Consider the following 23097-nt stretch of genomic DNA (forward strand, 5'->3'; position numbering starts at 1 on the left):
CTCATAGCGGGCTCGGGCCCGGCAACTATCGTTTCTGCCCGGCTGCCAGATGGCCTTCCAGCCGCTGACTGTATTTCGACATTGAAAAGCAGAACACGAAATAAATGAGTGAGATGAACACGTAGGCTTCGATCCCGAAACCGCGCCACGCGGCGTCCGACAACGCGGCCTTGGCCGCGAGCGTCAGATCGAAAATACCGATGATCACCACCAGCGAGGTGTCTTTGAAAAGTGCGATGAAGATGCTGACCAAAGGCGGGATCACGATGCGCAAGGACTGCGGCAGAATGATTTTGCGCATCTGCTGCCAGTAGTTCAGGCCCAGCGAATCCGCGCCCTCGTACTGTCCTTTGGGAATTGCCTGTAAACCACCCCGCACGGTCTCGGCGATGTAGGCCGCCGCAAACATGATGATGGCGATCTGCGCGCGCAACAGCTTGTCGATAGAGAAGCCGACCGGCAAAAACAGCGGCAGCATGACCGACGACATGAACAACAGACTGATGAGCGGCACGCCGCGAATCAACTCGATGTAGACGACACACAATGCCTTGATGGCGGGCATTTTTGATTTCCGGCCCAGGGCCAGCAACACCCCGATTGGAAAAGCAAAGGCAATCCCGAAGGTCGACAGAATCAGCGTCAGCGGCAGGCCGCCCCACAGCGAGTTTTCGACGTAGGTCATGCCAAACATGCCGCCCCACATCAGGATCGCGACGGACGTCAGGCCAACTACCCAGATCAACAACAGGCGCAGGTTCCAGAAGCGGCGCATGCCGCTGCACACGATGACCCCAATCAGAATGATCGTGGCAATCAGCGGACGCCATTGCTCATCATAGGGATATGTGCCAAACAGGATCAGGCGATGCTTCTCGACGATAAACGCCCAGCATGCGCCGGCCGCCTTGCGGCATTCCTGGGCCGTCGTCGACGTAAAGTCAGCCTGCAAAAAAGCCCAGTCGACGATAGCGGGAACGGCCATCAACAACACCCAGGCAACCAATACGGTGGCCAGGATGTGCACGGGTGACGAGAACAGGCTCGCTTTCAACCAATGCCACACACCGACTTCGCTACGTGGCGGCGGCAAACCTTCGCTGGGGATAGGCGTAGTCGTACTCATCTCAACGCTCCACCAGCGCAATGCGCTTGTTGTACCAGTTCATGAAAATCGAGATCGACAAGCTAACGGTCAGGTAGGCCGCCATGATGATCAGGATGCCCTCAATGGCCTGCCCGGTCTGGTTCATCATCGTGTTGACCACCGACACAATGTCGGGATAACCGATCGCAACCGCCAATGAACTGTTCTTGGTCAAGTTCAAGTATTGACTGGTCATGGGGGGAATGATCACGCGCAGCGCCTGAGGCAGGATCACCAGGCGCAGCACGCGGGCACGGCTCAAACCCAGGGAACCAGCGGCCTCCCATTGGCCCTGATTGACCGCCTGGATGCCCGAGCGCACGACCTCGGCAATAAAGGCCGCGGTGTAGATCACCAAGCCGGCCAGCAAAGCCGCGAACTCCGGAGACAGCGTCAGGCCGCCACTGAAGTTAAAGCCCTTCAGTTCGGGCATGCTCAATGCCAGTGACGCGCCGCTCACGAGCCAGCCCAGAATAGGAAGCGCGATGAACAGCCCTATTGCATAACGCCCCAAGGGGAAAATCTGGCCGGTGGCTTCCTGGCGCTTTTTGCCCCAATGCGCCAACACGATGATGCCGACAATCGCCAGCGCCACTCCCCCCAGGATCCAGTCCATGGAGTTGCCTTCCAGGGCGGGTATTTTCAGACCGCGATTGGAAACGAAGACCCCGGGCAGCGGGTTGTAGGCCTGACGCGGGCCGGGCATGTTTTCGGTAATGAGTGCGTACCAAAAAAACAGCTGCAACAGCAGCGGTACGTTACGCATCACCTCGACATAGAACGAGCAGACTTTGGCGACCAGCCAATTTTTGGACAGTCGCCCAACGCCGATCATGGTGCCGAGTATCGTCGCCAGGATAATACCCAGCACCGCGGCACGCAGCGTATTGACCAGGCCCACCCAAATGGCGCGGCCATAAGTATCGGCGGGCGAATAGGCAATGGAGGTCTCACCGATCGCAAAGCCGGCCTCGCGGTCGAGAAAACCAAAACCTGTAGAGATATTACGAACCTGCAAGTTATGCAGCGTGTTTGACACCAGGAACCACACGCCCAGGGCAACCAGGGCTAGCGCGACAACCTGATAGACCACGGCGCGCACGCCCGGGTCGTTCCAGCTGAGACGGCGCTTGGGCGCTGCCACTGGACTTTGTGGGTTGTTTGTCGTCATCAAAAGCTTCTACAGAAGTCAAAACAGGAATGGCCTGGTGAAATGTGGGCCACCTTACTCCTGCCGCCCGTCTCGCGCGGGCACAGGGCAAGACGGGCACACCCGCCTTGCCCGGCAGCGATGCTTAGCGCACCGGCCAACCGTACATCAGACCGCCGTCCTTGTACGACGCGTTCAAGCCGCGCTCAAGCTTCATCGGGCTGTCCTTGCCCAAAGTGGCTTCGAAGCTTTCGCCGTAGTTACCAACTTGCTTGATGATGGTGTAGGCCCACTTGTCGTCCACGCCCAGGTTCTTGCCCATGCCCGGCGTCACACCCAGAATGCGCTGGATGTTGGGGTTGGGGCTCTTGGTCATTTCGTCGACATTCTTGGACGTGATGCCATACTCTTCGGCTTCGAGCATCGCGTTCAGCGACCAGCGAACAATGTTGAACCATTGCTCATCGCCCTGGCGAACCATGGGGCCCAGCGGCTCTTTGGAGAAATCTTCCGGCAAGATGATGAAGTTGTCGGGATTTTCGAGCGTGGTGCGGCTCGAGGCCAATTGCGATTTGTCAGTCGTGAAAGCATCGCAACGACCTGCCGAGAAAGCACGGATGATTTCATCGTACTTATCGATCACGACAGGCTTGAATTCGATCTTTTGGCCGCGAAACCAGTCGGCCAGGTTGAGCTCGGTGGTGGTGCCGGGCTGAACGCACACGGTGGCGCCGTCCAGTTCTTTGGCGCTTTTAACGCCCAGCTCCTTGGATACCATGATGCCTTGGCTGTCGTAATAGTTGACGCCAGCGCCGATCAACCCCAGCGTGGTGTCACGCGTTAGCGTCTGGGTGGTATTACGGGTCAACACGTCGACTTCACCGGACTGCAGCGCCGTAAAGCGTTGCTGAGTGTTCAGCGGCGTGACTTTGAACTTGCTGGCATCATTGAACATGGTGGCTGCGATGGCGCGGCACATGTTGATGTCGATACCTTGCCATTGGCCCTTGCTGTCGGCCATCGAGAATCCGGGGATCCCCGTCGACACGCCACACTGGACAAAACCCTTCTTCTTGACGTTGTCGAACGTGGCGCCTGCATTGGCGGTCGCTGATGCAGCAAACAGTGCAGCAGCCACCGCGGCTAATTTCAGTGCTTTCATGTTATGGATCTCCTGTAAGGGAATGCCTGGGTGCGTCGTGGGCTCGGCAAATCAAGCATCGCCGGCATGGTAGCGGCTCGGGATATTCGGGGACATGGGGGAAATCCCTCGACAACTTAAGCAAAAAATAGGGACAGAAAAAATATGCAACGGAGCCCACAACCTCGCATAGTACGCGCGGTACTATTGCAGCTTCACCCTTTTTTGCCGCCATGATCGAATTCCAGCACGTTTTCAAATCGTACGGGCGCGGCCGCAATATTCTGGCCGACATCAACTTTCGCGTGACCGCCGGCGAATTCCTTTTTGTGTCGGGCGCTTCAGGCGCGGGCAAGTCCACGTTGCTCAAGCTGATCGGTGGGCTGGAGCCCGCCAGCCGCGGCTCCATCCAGGTCAATGGCCAGCGCCTGGACAAGCTTTCGGCACGTGCGCGCCCCTATCTGCGTCGCGCAGTGGGCGTGATCTTACAAGACACCCATCTGCTGTTTGATCGCAGCGCCTTGCAGAATGTCATGCTGCCATTGGCGGTCACCGGCCAAGCCCGCGCCTCGGCCAGTGCCCGCGCACGCGCCGCCCTGGACAAAGTCGGCCTGGCCGGTAAAGAAGACATGAACCCGATCGAGCTCTCCGGCGGGGAACAACAACGCCTGGCGATCGCGCGCGCGATCGTGAACCGCCCCGCGATTTTGATTGCGGATGAGCCCACCGCCAACCTGGATCACGAGACGGCACGGCGCATTTTGAATGTATTTCGCGACTTTAACCGGGTGGGCGTAACCACCCTGATCGCCTCTCATGATCAAGAGCTGATGGCCCAGTACGCCACACGCACCCTGCGATTGGAACCCGGCAAGTTCTTCGATACGGGAGCCCACGCATGAAATCCTGGCTGCGATTGCATCGCTATGCGCTCATGGTGACCCTGCGTCGCTTGGCGGCGCAACCCTTTTCGTCGCTGGCCAACCTGCTGGTCATGGCGTTGGCCCTGGCACTGCCGTTGCTCGGCGCGGCGATACTCGTGTCGGCACAACCGGTCGCTCGCCAGCTATCGGTCACCCCCGAGGTCACGGTATACCTGGCCACGACCGCCCCTGCAGGCACCGCTGACGCCATTGCACAGCGCATCCGTGATGATCACGCGGCACAGGTACAAGCCGTGCGCGTTGTCCCCCGCGATGAGGCCCTGGCACAGTTGCGCAATGACCCCACCTGGGATCAAGCGCTGGCGGTTTTACCCAACAATCCCTTGCCCGACGCGGTGGTCGCCACGCTGACCGAGGGCGAACATCTCGCGCAACGCGCGGGTCAACTCGCCGAAACCTGGCAAAAATGGGAGCACGTCGACCTGGTGCAACTCGACAGCGACTGGGTACAACGGCTGGAAGCCATCTTGCGCTTTGCCCGCGTGGGCCTGATATTCCTGGCCGCGTGCGTCGCGGCAGTCGTGCTGGCGGCAGTCTTCAATACTGTGCGCATGCAAGCCATGCTGCAGCGAGAGGAAATCGCCGTCGCGCGTCTGGTGGGCGCCACCGAGTCCTTCGTTCGTCGCCCGTTCTTGTATCTGGGCGCACTATCCGGCGTACTGGCTGCGTTGATTGCCATCGCCGCCGCGGCCGCTGCCCTGACGCCGCTGAACAATGCCCTGCTTGGGCTGGCCCGTAGCTATGGCGCGGATTTTTCCCTGCGCTTGCCAGGGCTGCCGATCCTGGCCGTTGCCATCGTGGGCACCGGCATCCTGGGTGCCTTGGCAGCTCGCTGGTCGGTCACGCGCAGCACGCGATTTTGACGGCTGGGCAACGGGAGCAACGGTCCAGATCGACTTGACGGGGATACCGTGCAACACGCACCGTATCCCCGAAATATTTTGGGGACGCATCAACTCGAATTTCCGGCGGCTCCGTGATTTCGTTCCTCCAACCGCGGATTGGCAGAGCGTATATTTTATTTTTTCTTACATAAAGAAAAAATAATTAACGCATTTTGACGCCCCCAAAACCTGTCAGGCCGCGCGAGCGCGTGTAAGGGTGGTGACCGCAGCACTGAAAGTCTGCATGAGTTCGCCCCGGCGGGCGGCGGCCTGCTGCATATTGGCTTCCTTAACGTGGCCATAGCCACGAATCGTATCGGGCAGACTCGCCAATGCCACGGCCTGATCCAGATTCGCCCGGCTCAGTTTGGCCAAAATGGCTTGTATATCGCTGTAATACGTGTCGATCAAAGCACGTTCGGCCCGACGCTCACCCGTATACCCGAACACATCCAATGGCGTGCCCCGCAAGAATCGCAGCCGCGCCAGCAGGCGGAATGCCTTGAGCATGCTCGGCCCGTAGGCACGCTTGATCAAATGGCCCTGCGCGTCCCGGCGCGCCAATAACGGTGGGGCCAGATGGAAATGCAGTTTCCAGTCGCCCTCGAACTGGGCATCCACCTGTTTGAGAAACTCGCCATCGGTATAGAGACGCGCCACTTCATACTCATCTTTGTAAGCCATCAGTTTGAAGTAATAGCGCGCCACGGCCGCGGCCAGACGTGTCGTTCCCGTCGCGGCTTGCTCGGCTTGGGCGACCTGCTGCACCAGGTCCCGATAGCGCCTCGCATAGGCCGCATTCTGATAGGCCATCAAAAACTCGCTGCGTACGGCCACCAAGGCATCCAGCTCGCCCACGGGGCGGTCGATGCTGACCACGGGCGCAGCCGGTGCAACTAGACGCTGCACCGCAGCCAGGTCGTGCGCCGCACGACGGCCCCAGGCAAATGCAGTCAAGTTATTCGGCACCTGCTGCCCATTGAGCTCAATCGCCCGGAGCAGCGCGGCCTCTCCCAAGGGCAACCAACCCTTTTGATAGGCGTACCCCATCATCAGCGGATTGGCGTAGATCGCGTCACCAAGCAGTCGTACCGCCAGGCCCGCCGCATCGACACTATCGACACCGTCCTCACCGCAAGCGCTGCGCAACGTCGTTTGCAGATCGGCGGCTGGCAATCGCCAATCTGGATCGTTCACGAACGCCGCAGTGGGAGCAACGTCACTATTGAGCAATACCCGGGTACGGTCGACGCGCATGCGAGCCACCGCCTCCTGACTCGTTGCCACGACCAGATCGCCCGCTAACATCAGATCCGCCTCGCCCATGGCCACACGGGTATTGAGCAGATCGTCCGGTCTCTGGGTCAACATGACGTGCGAGAACACCGCGCCGCCTTTTTGGGCCAGACCCGCCATATCCAGCACCGAGCAGCCCTTGCCCTCGAGATGCGCGGCCATGCCCAGCAACTGGCCAATGGTGATCACGCCCGTGCCGCCAATACCTGCAATGAACACACCATAGGGCCGTTCCAACCCGGGAACATCAGGCTGGGGCACACCGGCATCAATGGCGCCGTCTTGCGCCAGGGCCTGAGGTTTGCGCAGCTTGCCCCCTTCGACTGTCACCAGACTCGGGCAAAAGCCCTTCAGACAGGAAAAATCCTTGTTGCAGCTGGACTGGTTGATGGTGCGTTTGCGACCAAACTCGGTTTCCAGCGGCTCGACGGATAAGCAATGCGATTGTTCGGAACAATCGCCACAACCCTCGCACACCCGTTCGTTGATCACGACGCGGCGAGCGGGATCCGGATAAGCATTGCGTTTGCGGCGACGCCGTTTTTCAGTCGCGCAGGTCTGGTCATACACGAGCACCGACACGCCGGGATACTCGCGCAGCTCGCGCATGACCGCATCCAGTTCGTCGCGGTGGCGAACCGGAACGCCCGGCGCCAAATCGCTCACACCGTTGTACTTGTCGGGTTCGTCAGTCACGACGACGATTTTGTCGATGCCTTCGGCGGCCACCTGACGCGTGATCATCGGCACATCGATGGGGCCATCCACGGGTTGGCCGCCCGTCATGGCCACCGCGTCGTTGAACAGGATCTTGTAGGTAATAGGGGCTTTGGCCGCGACCGCCGCTCGAATCGCCAACAACCCCGAATGAAAGTAAGTGCCGTCACCCAAATTGGCGAACACATGCTTCTCGTCCGTAAAAGGCGACTGTCCCAGCCAGGGCACGCCTTCGCCGCCCATCTGAGTATAGGTCTGCGTATTGCGGCCCATCCAGGTCACCATATAGTGACAGCCAATACCCGCCATGCCCCGCGACCCCTCGGGCACCCGGGTCGAGGTATTGTGCGGACAGCCCGAACAGAACCACGGCTTGCGCTCGGCGACGACGCGCGGTTTGGCCAGCGCCTGCTCACGTGCCGTGATAAACGCCAGTCGCGCCTCGATGCCGGCCCGAACGTCATCGGGTAACGTAAAGCGCAACAGGCGCGCACCCACGGCTTTGGCCACCATGGCAGGAGAAAACTCGTAATGCGCCGGCAATAACCAGTTGCCCTGCGGCACGGACCATTCCCCACCGTCCTTGTCGTCAAACTTGCCCACGACGCGGGGAATTTTTTTGCCGCTACCAATCCAGCTAAAAAGCTCTTCTTTTAATTGATACTCCAGGATCTGGCGCTTTTCCTCGACGACCAGGATTTCGTCCAGCCCGTCGGCAAATTGCTGCACACCGGTAGCCTCCAGCGGCCATACCATGCCCACCTTGAACAAGCGCAGGCCAATGCGGCGACAGACCGCCTCGGTCAAACCCAGATCGGACAAAGCCTGACGCGTATCCAGATACGCTTTGCCAGACGTCATGATGCCAAAGCGCGCCTGATCTGCCGGCACCTGCCACAGCTCGCGGTTCAGTCCATTGGCCCGCGCATAGGCCAGCGCGGCGTAGAGCTTGTAATCAAGCAGGCGGGCCTCTTGTTGCAAGGGGGTATCCGGAAAACGAATACTCAGTCCGTCGGGCGGCAACGGCACGTCCTGCGGCAGAACGATAGACACACGGTGCGGATCCACATCGACCGAGGCCGAAACCTCGACAATGTCGGTAATGCATTTCATGCCCACCCATACGCCCGCGTAGCGACTCATGGCCCAGCCGTGCAGGCCGTAATCCATGACCTCTTGCACGCTGGCTGGAAACAACACCGGGATCATGCAGGCTTTCAGGATGTGATCGCTTTGATGCGGCAGGGTGGATGACTTCGCTGGATGATCGTCGCCGGCTACGACCAGCACACCGCCATGCGGCGCTGTCCCGGCGGCATTGGCATGCTTGAACACATCGCCACAGCGGTCGACTCCCGGACCCTTGCCGTACCACATGCCAAACACGCCGTCATAGCGTGCGCCGGGAAACAGATTGACCTGCTGCGACCCCCAGACCGCCGTCGCGGCCAGGTCTTCGTTCACGCCCGGTTGAAACTCGATGTGGTGCGCCTTGAGATACTTGGCGGCCTTCCACATATTCAGATCCACGCCACCCAGCGGCGAGCCGCGATAGCCCGAGATATATCCCGCCGTGTTCAACCCCGCCTGCAGATCGCGAACGCGCTGCATCATGGGCAAGCGTACCAACGCATGGATACCGCTCATCCAGGCGCGACCTGTCTCCAGGGTGTATTTGTCATCCAGCTGTACCGAAGCCAACGCCGCGTTGTGGGCGGACGAAAGAGGGGCGTTCATGTCTACTCCAGGGTTTTGAATGCCCAACCCCGCGATACGCACCCTTTCTTATGAAAACGGGCGTGAGCAGGATCGGGAGGCATGCCGTTGTTATGTAACGGTTGTACTCGTCGCCGCGGGCCGATGCAAGAGGGCCGGCGTCCAGGTGCGATAATTCCGCCCTATGGATTTCGCCCTTCGAATCGTCACCTGGCAAGCGAGCCAGGGCCGCCACGGATTACCCTGGCAACATACCCAAGACCCCTATCGGATCTGGCTGTCAGAAATCATGCTGCAGCAAACCCAGGTCGCGACGGTCATTCCGTACTATCAACGTTTCCTGGAGCGCTTTCCTGACGTCGCCACCCTGGCCGCGGCCGAGCAAGAAGACGTCATGCCCTATTGGGCCGGCTTGGGCTACTACGCCCGCGCGCGCAATCTGCATCGCTGCGCACAGACCATCATGAGCGACTGGAACGGACGCTTTCCGCCCACCGCCGAACAAATCGCCACCCTGCCCGGCATCGGCCGCTCCACCGCCGCCGCCATCGCCGCCTTCGCCTATGGCGAGCGCTCACCCATCCTCGATGGCAACGTCAAACGCGTTTTCACACGCCATTTCGGTATCGAAGGCGACCCTGCACGACGCGAGGTAGAACAAAAACTCTGGACCCTGGCAGAGCAGCAAGTCGCCAACGCCCCCGGCCTGAACATGTCCACCTATACCCAGGGCCTGATGGACTTGGGCGCCACACTGTGCACCCGCGGCAAACCCGACTGTGCACGCTGCCCCATCACCGAAACCTGTATCGCGCGCCGTGACGGGCGCCAAAGCGAACTTCCCACTCCCAAAGTCCGCAAAGCCATTCCCGAACGCCAAACCGGCATGCTGATCCTGCAACGCGGCGGCGCCATCTTGCTGCAACAACGCCCCTCGCCCGGCATCTGGGGCGGGCTCTGGAGCCTGCCCGAATTCGACGCCGGCGGTGACCCCACCCAGGCCACGCAGCAATTAGGCCTGGAGCCCCAGCAACGCTACGAGCTCGCCGCTTTCGCGCACACGTTCACGCACTATCGCCTGCACATCAAACCGTGGTATCTACCCGTCAAAGACGTCGTCACGTCCAGCCGGAAAACCTTGGCCCCGCCCGCCATAGCGTCCGCCACTGCGTCCGCCAAACCCGCAATGCCGCAGCGCTGGGCCAGCCAGGCAGAGCTCCCCTCGCTCGCACTTCCGGCCCCCATCCGCAAACTGCTTGACGGCCTATTAGAAGCTGGTTTACCCGACTAGGAGGTCGTTCCTGCGATTGGTCCGCGCGCCGCATCGACGACTCAGGCGTCAATCATGCACGCCTGATACCCATGCACACTCACGCATCCTGCAATAGCATCACCAACTTCAAGTCCGGATGCGTCGCCAACCGAAACGTCGTTTGCTGATAAGCCAGGCGCCCATACTGCGGATGCTGAAACTCTCGCAAACCGCCCTCGCGCTCGACGACGGCGTGTCGCGTCCACCAGTGCGCAAACACCTCACTGTCACGATTCAACTCGTCCAACAGCGTCAACACGTCGGGCTCGTCCAAATGCGCTCCCGCATCGGCCCGAAACTCCGCCACCACCCGACGCGCGCGCTGCTCCCAATCCACCACCAGTTGGCGCGCCGCCGGATTCAAAAATATATATCGCAGTAAATTCGGCTGCGGATCACGCACGGGCCACGCATCAAACAAGTCGTTCATCGGCGCGTTATGCACCAAGACATTCCAGGCCCGATCCAACACATAAGCCGGCGCAGTGATCGCATCCACGCACTCTCGCAGCAACCCCGGCGCTTCACTCCCATCATCACGCGGATGCTGCGGATCCGCGCATTCCGCCAACTCAAACAAATACGCACGTTCAGCACGCGCCAACTGCAGCACGCCGGCAATCCGCGCCCACACCGCCGGCGACACCGAGACCTCACGCCCCTGCTCGATCCACGTATACCAAGTCACGCTGATGCCACACAGTTGCGCCACCTCCTCGCGCCGCAACCCGGGCGTGCGTCGCCGCATCCCCTCGGGCAATCCCGCCATCTGCGGCGTGATCCGCGCTCGCGCCGCCCGCACAAACTCTCCCAACGCATGCCGTCGACGGGTCGAACTCTCATGTAATACCGGCGTACCGGGTTGTGCTGTAGTGCTCATACAGGGCAGTGAAGTTGTTGTACGTTGAGGGCATGTTACTTCGTTGGGATGCGAGGTATGTTGCTGGCGGAGGGGATCGCTGTGAAGGCGTTTCTGGCGGGTTCGCGGATTGGCCGCGCTGGCCTAATCACCTCGGCTCGGCCCGACCAGGGGCCTCGGTCCCGCTGCGCGGGACTGCCCGAGGTTCAAAAGGCCAGCGCGGCCAATCCGCGAACCCGCCAGAAACTCACAGTGATTGCATGTCTTCGTCGCTGCATGCAATCATCATTGCATACCAGCATCACCGAAGATAAACCGCAACAAATTCAATGACCGTGCCTGCACGAAACGATTCGGGAAAGTGGGAACAACGCAAGCCGCGGTCGTCCGTGTAAAGGCCACGCCGGCCTTTTGAGCGCCGATTTAGTCCCGCGNAGCGGGACCGAGGCCCCTGNTCANGGGCCGAGTCGGCGCGATTTGGCCGGCGTGGCCTTTACACGGACGACCGCGGCGCCATTAGCAGCACCCAACCCCGCCACGCGGGTAAACATCAACCGAGGCTAGGACCCAACGTCCGCCGCACGTCTTCTTCGCTACGACCGCTGCGGGCAACATAATCGGCGAGTTGATCCTCACCGATGGTACCTACGTTGAAGTACTGCGACTGCGGATGGCTGAAGTAAAAGCCCGAGACGCTCGAAGCCGGATACATGGCATAGCTGTCGGTCAGGAGCATATCGATATCATCGCCATCCAGAACGCGGAACATGTCGGTTTTGACGACGTGCTCCGGGCAGGCTGGGTAACCGGGGGCCGGACGGATGCCGACGTATTTTTCGGCGATCATTTCGTCGTTGGAGAGGGTCTCGTCGACCGCATAACCCCACAGGTCTTGGCGAACGCGTGCGTGCAGGCACTCGGCGAAGCCTTCGGCGAGGCGGTCGGCCAGGCTCTTGAGCATGATGCTGGAATAGTCGTCCAAGTCGGCCTGGAATTCGGCTTCTTTTTTCTCGATACCGAGGCCGGCCGTGACAGCGAACATGCCGATGTAGTCGGCGACGCCGCTGGACTTGGGGGCAATGTAGTCTGCCAGACACTTATTGCTGACGCCTTCGCGCTTGACGCCTTGTTGGCGCACATTGCGATAGGTGAAGAGCACCTCGCTGCGCGATTCGTCGGTATAGATCTCGATGTCGTCGTCGTTGACGGTATTGGCCGGATAAAACGCCACGACGCCGTTGGCGGTCAGCCAGCGTCCGTCGATGATGCGTTTGAGCATGGCTTTCCCGTCGGCGTAGACTTTCTGGGCCTGCTCACCCACCACTTTGTCTTCCAGGATAGCGGGGAATTGGCCGAACAGACTCCAGGTCTGGAAGAACGGTGTCCAGTCCAGGTACTTGGCGATTTCGGCGAGGTCGTAGCTTTTGAAGGCGCGGCGGCCGATGAATTTCGGGCGGGGCGGCACATAGCTTGACCAGTCGATCTGCGGACGGGCGGCGCGCGCGTCGGCTAGCGAGACCAGCGGCGTGGCCTTGCGATTGGCGTGGCGACGACGGACGGTCTCGTATTCTGCGGCGATTTCGTCGATATAGCTTTGTGCCTGATCGGAGACCAGGTTGGCGGCCACGCCGACGGCACGACTGGCGTCGGGAGTGTAGATCACGGGACCGTCATAGTGAGGAGCAATCTTGACGGCTGTATGGACGCGGCTGGTGGTCGCGCCGCCGATCATCAGGGGGATCTTGCGATCGCGGAAATACGGATCACGCTGCATTTCCGAGGCTACGTAGGCCATTTCTTCGAGACTGGGCGTGATCAGGCCGGATAGGCCGACGATGTCGGCTTTCTCTTCTTTGGCCTTGTCGAGGATCTGCGCGCAGGGCACCATGACGCCCATGTTCACGACCTCAAAGTTATTGCACTGCATGACCACGGACACGATGTTTTTGCCAATATCGTGAACGTCGCCCTTGACGGTGGCGATGACCATCTTGCCCCGGGCGCGCACATCGCCGCCAGCGGCTTCGATCTGGCGCTTTTCTTCTTCGATGAAGGGAATCAGATGCGCGACCGCCTGCTTCATGACGCGGGCGGATTTCACGACCTGGGGCAGGAACATTTTGCCGGCGCCAAACAGGTCGCCCACGATGTTCATGCCGTCCATCAACGGGCCTTCGATGACCTCAATGGGGCGGCCGCCACGATCGGCGATCTCTTGGCGAACCTCTTCGGTGTCTTCGACGATGAAGTTGGTGATACCAAGCACCAGCGCGTGCGACAAACGCTCTCGCACGGGCGCGGTACGCCAGGTCAGGTCTTCTTCTTTTTTGGCGCCGGAACCTTTGACGCTATCGGCAAACTGCACTAGCCGTTCGGTGGGCGAGCGCTCATCGACCGGGTCGGTTTTGCCGACGGGTTCGGGGCGGTCCAGGATGACGTCTTCGACTAAATCGCGTAGTTGCGCATCCAGATCGGCATACACGCCGAGCTGGCCCGCGTTGACGATACCCATCGTCAGGCCTTGTTGGATGGCGTAATACAGGAATACCGTATGGATGGCCTCGCGCATCGCCTCGTTGCCGCGGAACGAGAAGCTGACATTGGAGATTCCGCCCGAAAGGCGTGCGTGCGGCAAGTTTTGCCGAATCCAGCCCGCGCCTTCGATGAAATCCATGGCGTAGTGATTGTGCTCGTCGATGCCGGTGGCCACCGCAAACACGTTAGGGTCAAAGATGATGTCTTCGGGCGGGAAGTTTTCTTCTTCGACCAGAATTTTGTAGGCGCGTGCACAGATTTCCTTGCGACGCTCTAGCGTGTCGGCCTGGCCTTGTTCGTCAAATGCCATGACCACCGCGGCCGCGCCATAGCGTCGGCACAAACGCGCGTGCTCGCGGAAGCTATCCTCGCCCTCTTTCATGGAGATCGAGTTCACGATGGACTTGCCCTGCACGCATTTCAAGCCCGTCTCGATGACCTCCCATTTGGAGCTGTCGATCATGATAGGCACGCGAGCGATATCGGGCTCGGAGGCAATCAGGTTCAGGAAACGGTGCATGCACGCTACCGAATCCAGCATGGCCTCATCCATGTTGATGTCGATGATCTGTGCGCCGTTTTCGACTTGTTGACGCGCGACGGCCAGGGCTTCGTCGTATTTTTCTTCGCGGATCAGGCGTGCAAACATCTTGCTGCCTGTCACGTTAGTGCGCTCGCCCACGTTGACAAACAACGACTCCTCGTCGATGTTCAACGCCTCCAGGCCCGACAGGCGAGTCTTGATGGGAATCTCCGGCACCACACGCGGCGTGAGCGTGGCGACTTTGTCGGCAATAGCGCGAATGTGATCCGGCGTCGTGCCGCAACAGCCGCCCGACATATTCACCAACCCGGCTTGCGCGAATTCTTCTAGCAAGCTCGAGGTATCGGCCGGGGTTTCGTCGAAGCCGGTTTCCGCCATGGGATTGGGCAGGCCCGCGTTCGGATATACGCAGACGTAGGTTTCGCAGATCTTGGACAGCTCGGCCACATACGGACGCATCAAGGCCGCACCCAACGCACAGTTCAGTCCGATGGTGACGGGCCGTGCATGACGGACGGAGTTCCAGAAGGCTTCGACGGTCTGGCCCGACAAAATGCGGCCCGACGCATCGGTCACGGTGCCCGAGATCATGACGGGCAGACGCACGCCGCGCTCGTCAAAGACGGACTCGACGGCAAAGATCGCCGCCTTGGCGTTGAGCGTGTCGAAAATGGTTTCGATCAGGACGATGTCGATGCCCCCGTCCAGCAAGCCGTTGAGCTGCTCGACATAGGCAACGCGCAATTCATCAAACGTGACGTTGCGCGCACCGGGATCGTTGACGTCCGGCGAGATCGACGCGGTCTTGGGTTGCGGCCCCAACGCGCCCGCGACAAAGCGCGGACGCTCTGGCGTGCTGTAGGCATCACAGGCGACGCGCGCCAGGCGTGCGGATTCAAGGTTCAGCTCGTAGGCCAGGCCGGGCAAGTCATAGTCGCCCTGTGCAATTGAGGTCGCCCCAAAGGTATTGGTCTCGATGACATCGGCGCCCGCCTCAAGATACTGGCGATGGATTTCATCGATGATGTCCGGCCGCACCAGCGACAGCAGCTCGTTGTCGCCTTTCAGGTCTTTGCCGTGATCGGCGAAACGCTGACCGCGAAAATCGGCTTCGCCCAGCTTGTAGCGCTGGATCATAGTGCCCATGGCGCCATCCAGGATCAGGATGCGCTCACCAAGCAGGCGGGCAAAGTCACTACCACGGGTGTAGGACGACAGCGGATAGGGCAGGCGGGGATACGGCACGGGATATCTCGGAAATGTGGTGAAAAGGCAAAAATTGCCTGAAAACCGATCTTTGATGGTAACAAAACGGGTCGCGCCCTGCCTGCCAGTGATACAGTTTCGCCCCGAACTGGTGCTTCTGGCGCGTCATGCGTGCAGAAGATAAACGGGAAACAGGAAGACGCCCTGCGCGTCCAGCCTGTGCTGCCCCCGCAACGGTCCCCATGCCGCGTTACGCCGCATGGCAGCCCGATACCGGCCAGTCCGCCCACGGGGTCGCGCTTGACGCGCCCCATTTCCGAGAACGACGTGCGGGGTCGCGCGTCACACCGAGGTCAGACCGATCATGTCCCGTTATTGCTGGTATGCCGCCAGTATCTTGCTTTGCACCGCCCCGACGCTGGCGGTCGCCCAACAACCCATCCTGACCGCTGCAATTCCCGAACTCAGCGCCATTACCGTCACCGCCTCCCGTGTGCGGACCGAAACCCGCGATCAGCCCGTACAAGTCTCGGTACTGACAGCGGAGCAAATCCACACCAGCAGCGCCATGACCGTGCAAGAACTGCTGTCCACCCAGGCGGGTGTGCATGTGATCAACAACACAGGGGCTGCCGAACAAGGGCTCGTGGACTTGCGCGGCTTTGGAATCGCAGGATTCAGCAATACCCTGATCCTGATCGACGGTGTGCCGCAAAACACCAATGACCTGTCCGCCCCGTCACTGGGGACGGTACCGTTGAATCGCATCGAGCGCATCGAGATCGTGCGCGGCAGCGGCTCGGTGCAGTACGGCGGAGGAACGACCGGCGGCGTCATCAACATCATTACCAAACAGGGCAACCCCAGCGGGCAACCGGTCTCGGCCAGCGCAACGGGTACGGTAGGCAGCTACGGCCTGCGCCAGCTCGATGCGAACGTCAGCCTGCAAAACGAACACGTGACAGTAGACGTCTATGGTCAGACGCTGCGTACCGACAACTATCGCGACAACAACCGCGAAAGTCGCGACAGCGGCGGCGTGGGGCTGGCGTTTCATCATGACAACGGCGACATCCGCCTGTATGCCCGCACCACGCACCAGAAACTGGGCCTGCCCGGCCCTCGTCGGGTCGATCCGGCGACCGGCCTGAATGAATACGAAGACGATCCACGCGGCACCTCGACGCCTGATGATTTTGTCAACACGCAGACCGACGCCTTCGGCGTGCAGATCGAACAGCGACTGGGCGCGGGCACGCTATATGCCGAGTTGAATCAACGCAATAAATCCCTGACTGGCTTTGCCGGCAGTAGCTTTGGCGACACGACCCGCACCCAGGACCTGGACGAAACCACCAGTAGCCTGCGCTATCAGTTGCCGATTGCCGGCAAGCACGCGCTGATCCTGGGTGCCGACATGCTGGACAGTGATCTGGATGCCACCAATCAGTACTCGTTCTCCACGATGCCTGACCAATGGCGAGCCAAACAACACCAGCACGGCGTCTTTGCCGAGGCCCAAGTGCAGGCCACTGATACCACCCGCGTTACGCTGGGCGGTCGTCGGCAGTACGCCAACGACCAGTTGGAAACCTTGTCGGGTTTTAGCGGCAACTCGGACGAGACGCGCCATTTGGGCGCCTGGCAATTGGCGGTACGTCAGGACATCGCCGCGGGCTTTAGCGCTTACGGAAAGATAGGCCGCAGTTTTCGCTTTGCCAATTCCGACGAACTGCTCTACGTGGCCACGCCACTCAAGCCACAAACGTCGGTGGACAAAGAACTCGGCATCTTGTGGCAATCGGACACATCCAGCGCCCGGCTGACCTGGTATCGCTACGACCTGACCAACGAGATCCAGTACAACCCGGTGACGTTCTCGAACGTCAACCTGGACCCGACGCGCCGCCAAGGGATAGAACTGGAAGGCCATCACGACCTGACGCGCACGCTGACCCTGGATGCCAACGTCACTTGGATGCAGGCAAAATTCCGTTCAGGGACCTATGGCGGTGTGGACCTGGCAGGCAACACCGTGCCCCTGGCCCCCAAATGGATGGCGAACCTGGGCGCGACCTGGCGTCCCACTGACAAACTGTTTGTCAGCCTGTCTGGCCAGTACGTAGGCAAAGCACGCATGGATAACGATCAAGCCAATCAGTTCGACCAGCAGATCGATGACTACTTCCTGGTCAACGGCAAAATCGGCTACGACTTTACGAAGAACATCTCAGGTACGCTGGCCGTCAACAATCTGTTTGATCGCGACTACGCGACGTATGGCATCCGTTCGGGCAGCACGGGCGCGACCGGCGCCTACAACCTGTATCCGGCGGCCGGCCGAAACGTCCAGGCGTCCCTGACGATTCGTTATTGATACCGTGACTGATGCGCTCCCTTGAACCCACGACGCATATTGCCCGGCTTACCAGTCTAGCCAGACGGCTCGGCCGGACATCGGCCGCCGTGCGGTTCTTTGTGCAGGTTCCCGTGCGAATTTTCGCGCGGTTCCTCGCGCCACTTCTGTTGGCGACGACCTCGGCGCTGGCCGCAGACATCGTCGTGCGCGACGACCAGGGACGTATTGTCACGCTGTCGAGTCCCGCTCGGCGGGCCATTACATCGGCCCCTCATGCGACCGAACTCGTCTACGCGGCGGGCGCGGGGGCTTATCTCGCCGGCACCGCAGAGGGCAGCAACTATCCCGCCGCAACCCTCGCCCTACCCTCCATCGGCACGGCGCTGCGCCCGAACCTCGAAATCGCGACGTCGTTGCGCCCCGATCTGCTTATCGCCTGGCAGCCCGCGGCATCCGACCCACTGGCAGACTGGATGCAACGCCTCAACGTGTCCGTGTTCTACAGCGATCCACGCACGCTGGCCGCCATTGCCGACGCGGTGCAAACGATGGGTCGCCTGTTTGGCACCGAGCCGCAAGCGAATGCGGCGGCCGACGCGATGCGCACACGCCTGGCCACGCTATCGGCGCGCTATGCCGACAGCACACCGGTGCGAGTTTTCATCCAGGCCGGCTTGCAGCCGATCTATACGCTGAGCGGCCGCAGCATCATCAACGACGCGATACAGGTGTGCGGCGGCGTGAACGTCTTTGCCGATCTATCTACGCTGGCGCCTCAACTCTCGCTGGAAAGCGTGCTGGCGGCGCGCCCGGACGCCGTGATCGCCGGCGCGACAGACACGGACGATGCCCAGCGTAATCTGCAAACCTGGCAACGCCACGGCTTGCCGGCCGCCCGGGATGGTCACGTTTTCAACCTGGATGCCGACGCGCTCTATCGACCGGGGCCGCGGTTGATCGACATGGCAGAGCAGCTATGCGAGCATCTGGACCATGTCCGCCGGCAAAGAGGCCTCGTCAAGTAACGTTTCGTCAAGTCGCGGCCTCGTTTCCAGCCAAACACTCCCGCCCCCGATGCGCGCCCGGCCATGACGTCCTGCGACAGGCTGACGGCGCCTCAGAGGACCCCTCAGAAAAGGCCGCTCGCCGCGCCCTCGCTGACGGTTCCGACACAATGTCCGGGTGGATTATCATGGAGTACTTGCCGGTCGCCTCTTGCGAGCCGGCCATCGCACTTTTTTCTTGCACGCAGAACAATGACGACTCCAGATACTTTGACCATCGCCGGGCGCGAATATCAATCCCGTTTGCTCGTGGGCACCGGCAAGTACAAAGACTTCGAACAGACACGCGCCGCGCTGGATGCCAGCGGCACAGAAATTGTGACGGTGGCCATTCGCCGTACCAACATCGGCCAGAATCCCGGCGAGCCCAGCTTGCTGGACTATGTGCCCCCGTCCAAGTTCACCCTGCTGCCCAATACGGCAGGCTGCTACACCGCCGATGACGCGGTGCGCACGCTGCGACTGGCGCGCGAGCTGCTCGACGGCCATGACCTGGTCAAACTCGAAGTTCTCGGCGATTCGCACACCTTGTTTCCCAACATGCCCGCCACCCTCGAGGCGGCCAAGGTCCTGGTCGATGACGGCTTCAAGGTCATGGTGTATTGCACCGACGATCCCATCCAGTGCCGCATGCTCGAAGACCTGGGCGTCGTCGCGGTGATGCCGCTGGCCTCGCTGATCGGCTCGGGCATGGGCATCCTGAACCCCTGGAACCTGCGGCTGATCATCGACCAGGCACGCGTTCCCGTGCTGGTCGATGCCGGCGTGGGCACGGCTTCCGACGCCGCGATCGCCATGGAACTCGGCTGCGACGGGATCTTGATGAATACTGCTATCGCGGGCGCCCAAGACCCCATCCTGATGGCGCGTGCCATGAAAAACGGCGTACAGGCAGGTCGTGATGCCTACCTGGCCGGCCGCATGCCCCGCAAGCTCTACAGTGGCGCGCCGAGCTCGCCCACCGAAGGCCTGATCACCGCCGCCCCGGCCAACACCCGATGAGTGCTTCGCGCGCCGCGCAAACGAGCGACCGGCCTATTCCCAACGCCCTGAGCATCGCCGGCGTCGACCCCTCGGGCGGCGCAGGCGTTCTAGCCGACATCAAAGCCATGAGCGCGCTCGGCGCCTACGGCTGCGCCGTGATCGCCGCGCTCACCGCCCAAAACACCCAGGGTGTCACCGCCATCTCGCCCGTACCGCCCGAGTTTGTCGGCCAGCAGATCGATACGCTGTTTGCCGACGTACGCATCGATGCCGTCAAGATCGGCATGCTGGGCCAGCAACCCGTGACGCTGGTCGTCGCGGAAAAATTGGCCAAGTGGCGTCCCGCGCACGTCGTCCTGGATCCCGTCATGGTCGCCAAAAGCGGTGATCATCTGCTCGAGCGCAACGCCGTCGGCGCCTTGCGCGAGGCCCTGCTGCCCCAGGCCACCCTGCTGACCCCCAACCTGCCCGAAGCCGGCGTCCTGCTAGACGAACGCCCCGTCGAGACCGTCAAGGAAATGCGCCGTGTCGCCGAACGCCTGCGCAACACCATGGCCTACTCAGGGCAACGCTGGGTCCTGCTCAAGGGCGGGCACCTGCCGGGCAACGACACCATCGACCTGCTACACGACGGCGACCGCATGATCGAACTGCCAGGCCAACGCATCGAAACCCGCAACACCCATGGCACGGGCTGCACTTTATCGGCGGCCCTGGCCGCGCTGCTGCCGCAAATCGACGACGTCCCCGAAGTCGCCCGCCGAGCCAAAGCCTACCTGGCCGAGGCCTTGCGCCATGCCGACCGCTTGCAAGTTGGATCGGGCCACGGGCCAACACATCATTTTCACGCCTGGTGGTGACCGCTGACGACGTACGGCGATAGGGAGGCGATCTCGGGATATCGCGGCGGCCACAAACGCCGCCTCATCGCCATTTCGTCTGATCGCCGTTTCGCCTGATCCCCCACGTCGCCGTCTCGCCTGATCGCCCTTGTCATCGGGTCACCCAGATTCGCAACGAATCAGTACAATGTCCCGTTGTTCTCCCTGATTTCCTCTTCGCTGTCATGAACGCTTCGACCCTGCCTGATGTAGAAAAAGCCCGCTTCAACATGGTGGAGCAGCAAATCCGTCCCTGGGACGTGCTTGATCCCAAGGTACTGGACGCTCTGTTTGCCGTTCGCCGCGAGCAATTTGTGCCACCGGCATTGCGCGCCCTCGCCTTTTCCGACCTGGAACTCCCATTGGAAATCAATGCGACCAATACGCGCCAAAACATGCTGGCACCCAAGGTCGAGGCCCGTCTGGCCCAAGAGCTGCAATTGACCCCCACGGACTGCGTACTGGAAATCGGCACCGGCTCGGGCTATCAGGCCGCCCTGCTCGCGCACCTGGCCCAGCAAGTCACCTCAGTCGAGATCGACAACCGTCTGGTCGCTTTCGCACAGAACAACCTGCAACTGAACAACGTCACCAACGTCAAGATCGAAACCGGTGACGCCCGCAATGGCTGGGGCACCACCGAATACGACGCGATCCTGGTGACAGGCTCCGTCCCCGCCGTACCCGACGCGCTGAAGTATCAACTGCGCGTCGGTGGCCGTCTGGTCGTCGTCGTAGGCCAGGCCCCCGTCATGACCGCCTGCCGTATCACGCGCACCACGGCCGCCAGTTTCGAAACCGTCAATCTGTTCGAAACGGTCATCAAGCCCTTGCGGGGCACCACTGTCTCGCAGTTCAAGTTCTGATCGGGCATCCTCATGCGCGCCCGATCGCTTGCAGCGACGCTGGGCTTGGCGCTGAGCGCCATTTGGGGATTACCCGCTAACGCCGCGCAAGACCTGATGCAAACCTGGCGCGCAGCCTTGGCCAACGACCCCGTCTACGCCGCAGCCCGCGCCCAGTATCGCGCCTCGGTCGAACAAGTCCCGCAAGCACGCGCCAGCCTATTGCCCGCGGTCAACGCCGAAGTCGGTGGCGTCTACGAAGACACCCGCACCACCCGCAACCTGTCCCGACGTACTCAAGACGGCGCCCGCGGCACCTGGGACCTCGTCCTCACCCAGCCTCTCTACGACTGGTCAAGCTGGCAGCGCTATGAGCAGGCCAAGCTGGGTGTCGCCGACGCGGAATTACAATTACAACAGGCCTACCAGGATCTGTTACTGCGCGTCTCTGATACCTATTTCAGCATCCTGGGCGTCGAAGACGCATTGACCGCCACCGAAGGCGAAAAAGCCTCAATCGCCGCCCAACTCGAGTCGGCCAAACAAAACTTCGAACTTGGCAACGCGACCATCACGGACACCTACGAGGCCCAGGCACGCTACGACCTGATCGTCGCCCAAGAATTGCAGCAACAGCAGACCCTGACTGTGCTGCGCGGCCAACTGACGCAAATCATCGGCGAACCTCCCGGCGCTCTCGCCGAACTACCCGCCAGCGTCGCCTTGCCCGCGCCGCAGCCCGCCCGACTCGAAGACTGGTCCACCCAGGCCGAAGCCGCCAGCCTGGAAGTCGCACGCGCCCAGCTACAGACCCAGATCGCCCAGCGCGGCATCCAGGTCGCCCGCGGCGGCCACTACCCCACCCTGAGCCTGCGCGCCAGCAGCGGCAACGCCGAGGGCAACAACCGCGAACAAGCCGGCAGCCGCGCCGTCGACTCCTCGGTCGGTATCATCCTGTCCATCCCGATCTATTCGGGCGGTGGCGTCTCGTCGCTCGTCACCGAAAAAGTCCAACTCGAACAAAAAGCCCGCAACGACTACCAGGCCGCCCGCCGCCAAGCCGCCCAATCCGCCCGCCAGTACTACACCGGCGTCATGACCGGCTTGGCTCGCGTCCGCGCCCTGCAGGCCGGCGAAAAATCCAGCCGAGCCTCCGTCGAAGCCAACAAAACCGGCTACGAAATCGGTGTCCGCATCAACCTGGACGTCCTGGACGCCCAACAACAACTCTACGCCACCCAACGCGACCTCGCCCAAGCCCGCTACACCACCCTGCTCGACGGCCTACGCCTCAGGGCTGCTGGCGGAATCCTGTCCGAAGCGGATCTCGAAACGATCAATCGGTTGCTGCGGTTACCTCCTCGGTAGTGGGTCGCTGTTTGCTGGCTTAGGTTTTCGTTCTTAAGGCGTCCCCGTCAGGCTCGGCAATAGGGGCCATCGGCGTCATCGCGCGGGCTCGGCCCGTACCAGGGGCCGAGGTCCCGCTGCGCGGGACTACCCCGCGCTCAAAGAC

At 61.3% G+C, this 23097-nt stretch carries 15 protein-coding genes and 1 riboswitch; of the genes, 9 read left to right on the plus strand and 6 right to left on the minus strand.

The genetic code is table 11. The features are described from left to right. Window positions 1-25: 25 nt before the first annotated feature. The 3 genes from ACNAZS_RS20130 to ACNAZS_RS20140 all read right to left on the minus strand — a co-directional run bounded on the left by ACNAZS_RS20130 (window position 26) and on the right by ACNAZS_RS20140 (window position 3459). Complete coding sequence (locus tag ACNAZS_RS20130) at window positions 26-1126, minus strand: amino acid ABC transporter permease (protein WP_415792276.1); 1101 nt, start codon at window positions 1124-1126, stop codon at window positions 26-28. Between the two features lies 1 nt (window position 1127). Beyond that, the gene (locus ACNAZS_RS20135; protein ID WP_415792277.1) at window positions 1128-2318 is read right to left on the minus strand and encodes an amino acid ABC transporter permease; all 1191 of its coding nucleotides are present in this window, start codon (window positions 2316-2318) and stop codon (window positions 1128-1130) included. Window positions 2319-2442: 124 nt separating this feature from the next. Then, window positions 2443-3459, minus strand: a complete 1017-nt coding sequence (locus ACNAZS_RS20140) for an amino acid ABC transporter substrate-binding protein (RefSeq protein WP_415792278.1) — start codon at window positions 3457-3459, stop codon at window positions 2443-2445. Window positions 3460-3671: 212 nt separating this feature from the next. Between ACNAZS_RS20140 and ACNAZS_RS20145 the strand changes: the two genes are divergently transcribed. Further along, window positions 3672-4340, plus strand: coding sequence for a cell division ATP-binding protein FtsE (locus ACNAZS_RS20145; RefSeq protein WP_415792279.1), 669 nt, complete (start codon window positions 3672-3674; stop codon window positions 4338-4340). Then, on the plus strand, window positions 4337-5245 hold the full coding sequence (locus ACNAZS_RS20150) for a cell division protein FtsX (RefSeq protein ID WP_415792280.1): 909 nt from the start codon (window positions 4337-4339) through the stop codon (window positions 5243-5245). Before ACNAZS_RS20145 ends, ACNAZS_RS20150 begins: the two co-directional genes overlap by 4 nt. A 213-nt stretch (window positions 5246-5458) precedes the next feature. Here the strand turns inward: ACNAZS_RS20150 and ACNAZS_RS20155 are convergent, their stop codons facing one another. Then, complete coding sequence (locus ACNAZS_RS20155; RefSeq protein WP_415792281.1) at window positions 5459-9016, minus strand: indolepyruvate ferredoxin oxidoreductase family protein; 3558 nt, start codon at window positions 9014-9016, stop codon at window positions 5459-5461. A gap of 163 nt (window positions 9017-9179) precedes the next feature. Between ACNAZS_RS20155 and mutY the strand changes: the two genes are divergently transcribed. Beyond that, window positions 9180-10286 (plus strand): A/G-specific adenine glycosylase, encoded by a 1107-nt coding sequence (mutY, locus tag ACNAZS_RS20160; protein WP_415792282.1) that lies wholly within the window; start codon window positions 9180-9182, stop codon window positions 10284-10286. 79 nt (window positions 10287-10365) lie between these two features. Here mutY and ACNAZS_RS20165 read toward each other — a convergent pair whose 3' ends face one another. After that, window positions 10366-11187, minus strand: coding sequence for a helix-turn-helix transcriptional regulator (locus tag ACNAZS_RS20165; protein ID WP_415792284.1), 822 nt, complete (start codon window positions 11185-11187; stop codon window positions 10366-10368). Between the two features lie 529 nt (window positions 11188-11716). Next, on the minus strand, window positions 11717-15490 hold the full coding sequence (gene metH, locus ACNAZS_RS20170; protein ID WP_415792286.1) for a methionine synthase: 3774 nt from the start codon (window positions 15488-15490) through the stop codon (window positions 11717-11719). A gap of 93 nt (window positions 15491-15583) precedes the next feature. Beyond that, window positions 15584-15747, plus strand: a riboswitch (cobalamin riboswitch). A 68-nt stretch (window positions 15748-15815) separates the two neighbouring features. Here metH and ACNAZS_RS20175 point away from each other — a divergent pair. From ACNAZS_RS20175 to ACNAZS_RS20200, 6 genes are all read left to right on the plus strand, one after another. Then, window positions 15816-17828 carry a TonB-dependent receptor gene (locus ACNAZS_RS20175; RefSeq protein ID WP_415792287.1) on the plus strand — a complete coding sequence of 671 codons (2013 nt, stop codon included), beginning with the start codon at window positions 15816-15818 and terminating at the stop codon, window positions 17826-17828. An 11-nt stretch (window positions 17829-17839) separates the two neighbouring features. Continuing rightward, complete coding sequence (locus ACNAZS_RS20180; protein WP_415792288.1) at window positions 17840-18835, plus strand: cobalamin-binding protein; 996 nt, start codon at window positions 17840-17842, stop codon at window positions 18833-18835. Window positions 18836-19066: 231 nt separating this feature from the next. Then, a complete protein-coding gene (locus tag ACNAZS_RS20185) occupies window positions 19067-19876 on the plus strand; it encodes a thiazole synthase (protein ID WP_415792289.1) in 810 nt (269 codons plus the stop codon). After that, a complete protein-coding gene (gene thiD, locus ACNAZS_RS20190; RefSeq protein ID WP_415792290.1) occupies window positions 19873-20718 on the plus strand; it encodes a bifunctional hydroxymethylpyrimidine kinase/phosphomethylpyrimidine kinase in 846 nt (281 codons plus the stop codon). Before ACNAZS_RS20185 ends, thiD begins: the two co-directional genes overlap by 4 nt. Before the next feature lie 206 nt (window positions 20719-20924). Next, window positions 20925-21605 (plus strand): protein-L-isoaspartate O-methyltransferase family protein, encoded by a 681-nt coding sequence (locus tag ACNAZS_RS20195; protein WP_415792291.1) that lies wholly within the window; start codon window positions 20925-20927, stop codon window positions 21603-21605. A 12-nt stretch (window positions 21606-21617) separates the two neighbouring features. Next, complete coding sequence (locus ACNAZS_RS20200) at window positions 21618-22952, plus strand: TolC family outer membrane protein (protein ID WP_415792292.1); 1335 nt, start codon at window positions 21618-21620, stop codon at window positions 22950-22952. Window positions 22953-23097: the final 145 nt, after the last annotated feature.

This window comes from Bordetella tumulicola, from assembly GCF_965138755.1.
GTDB classification, from domain to species: Bacteria; Pseudomonadota; Gammaproteobacteria; order Burkholderiales; family Burkholderiaceae_B; genus Bordetella_A; species Bordetella_A tumulicola.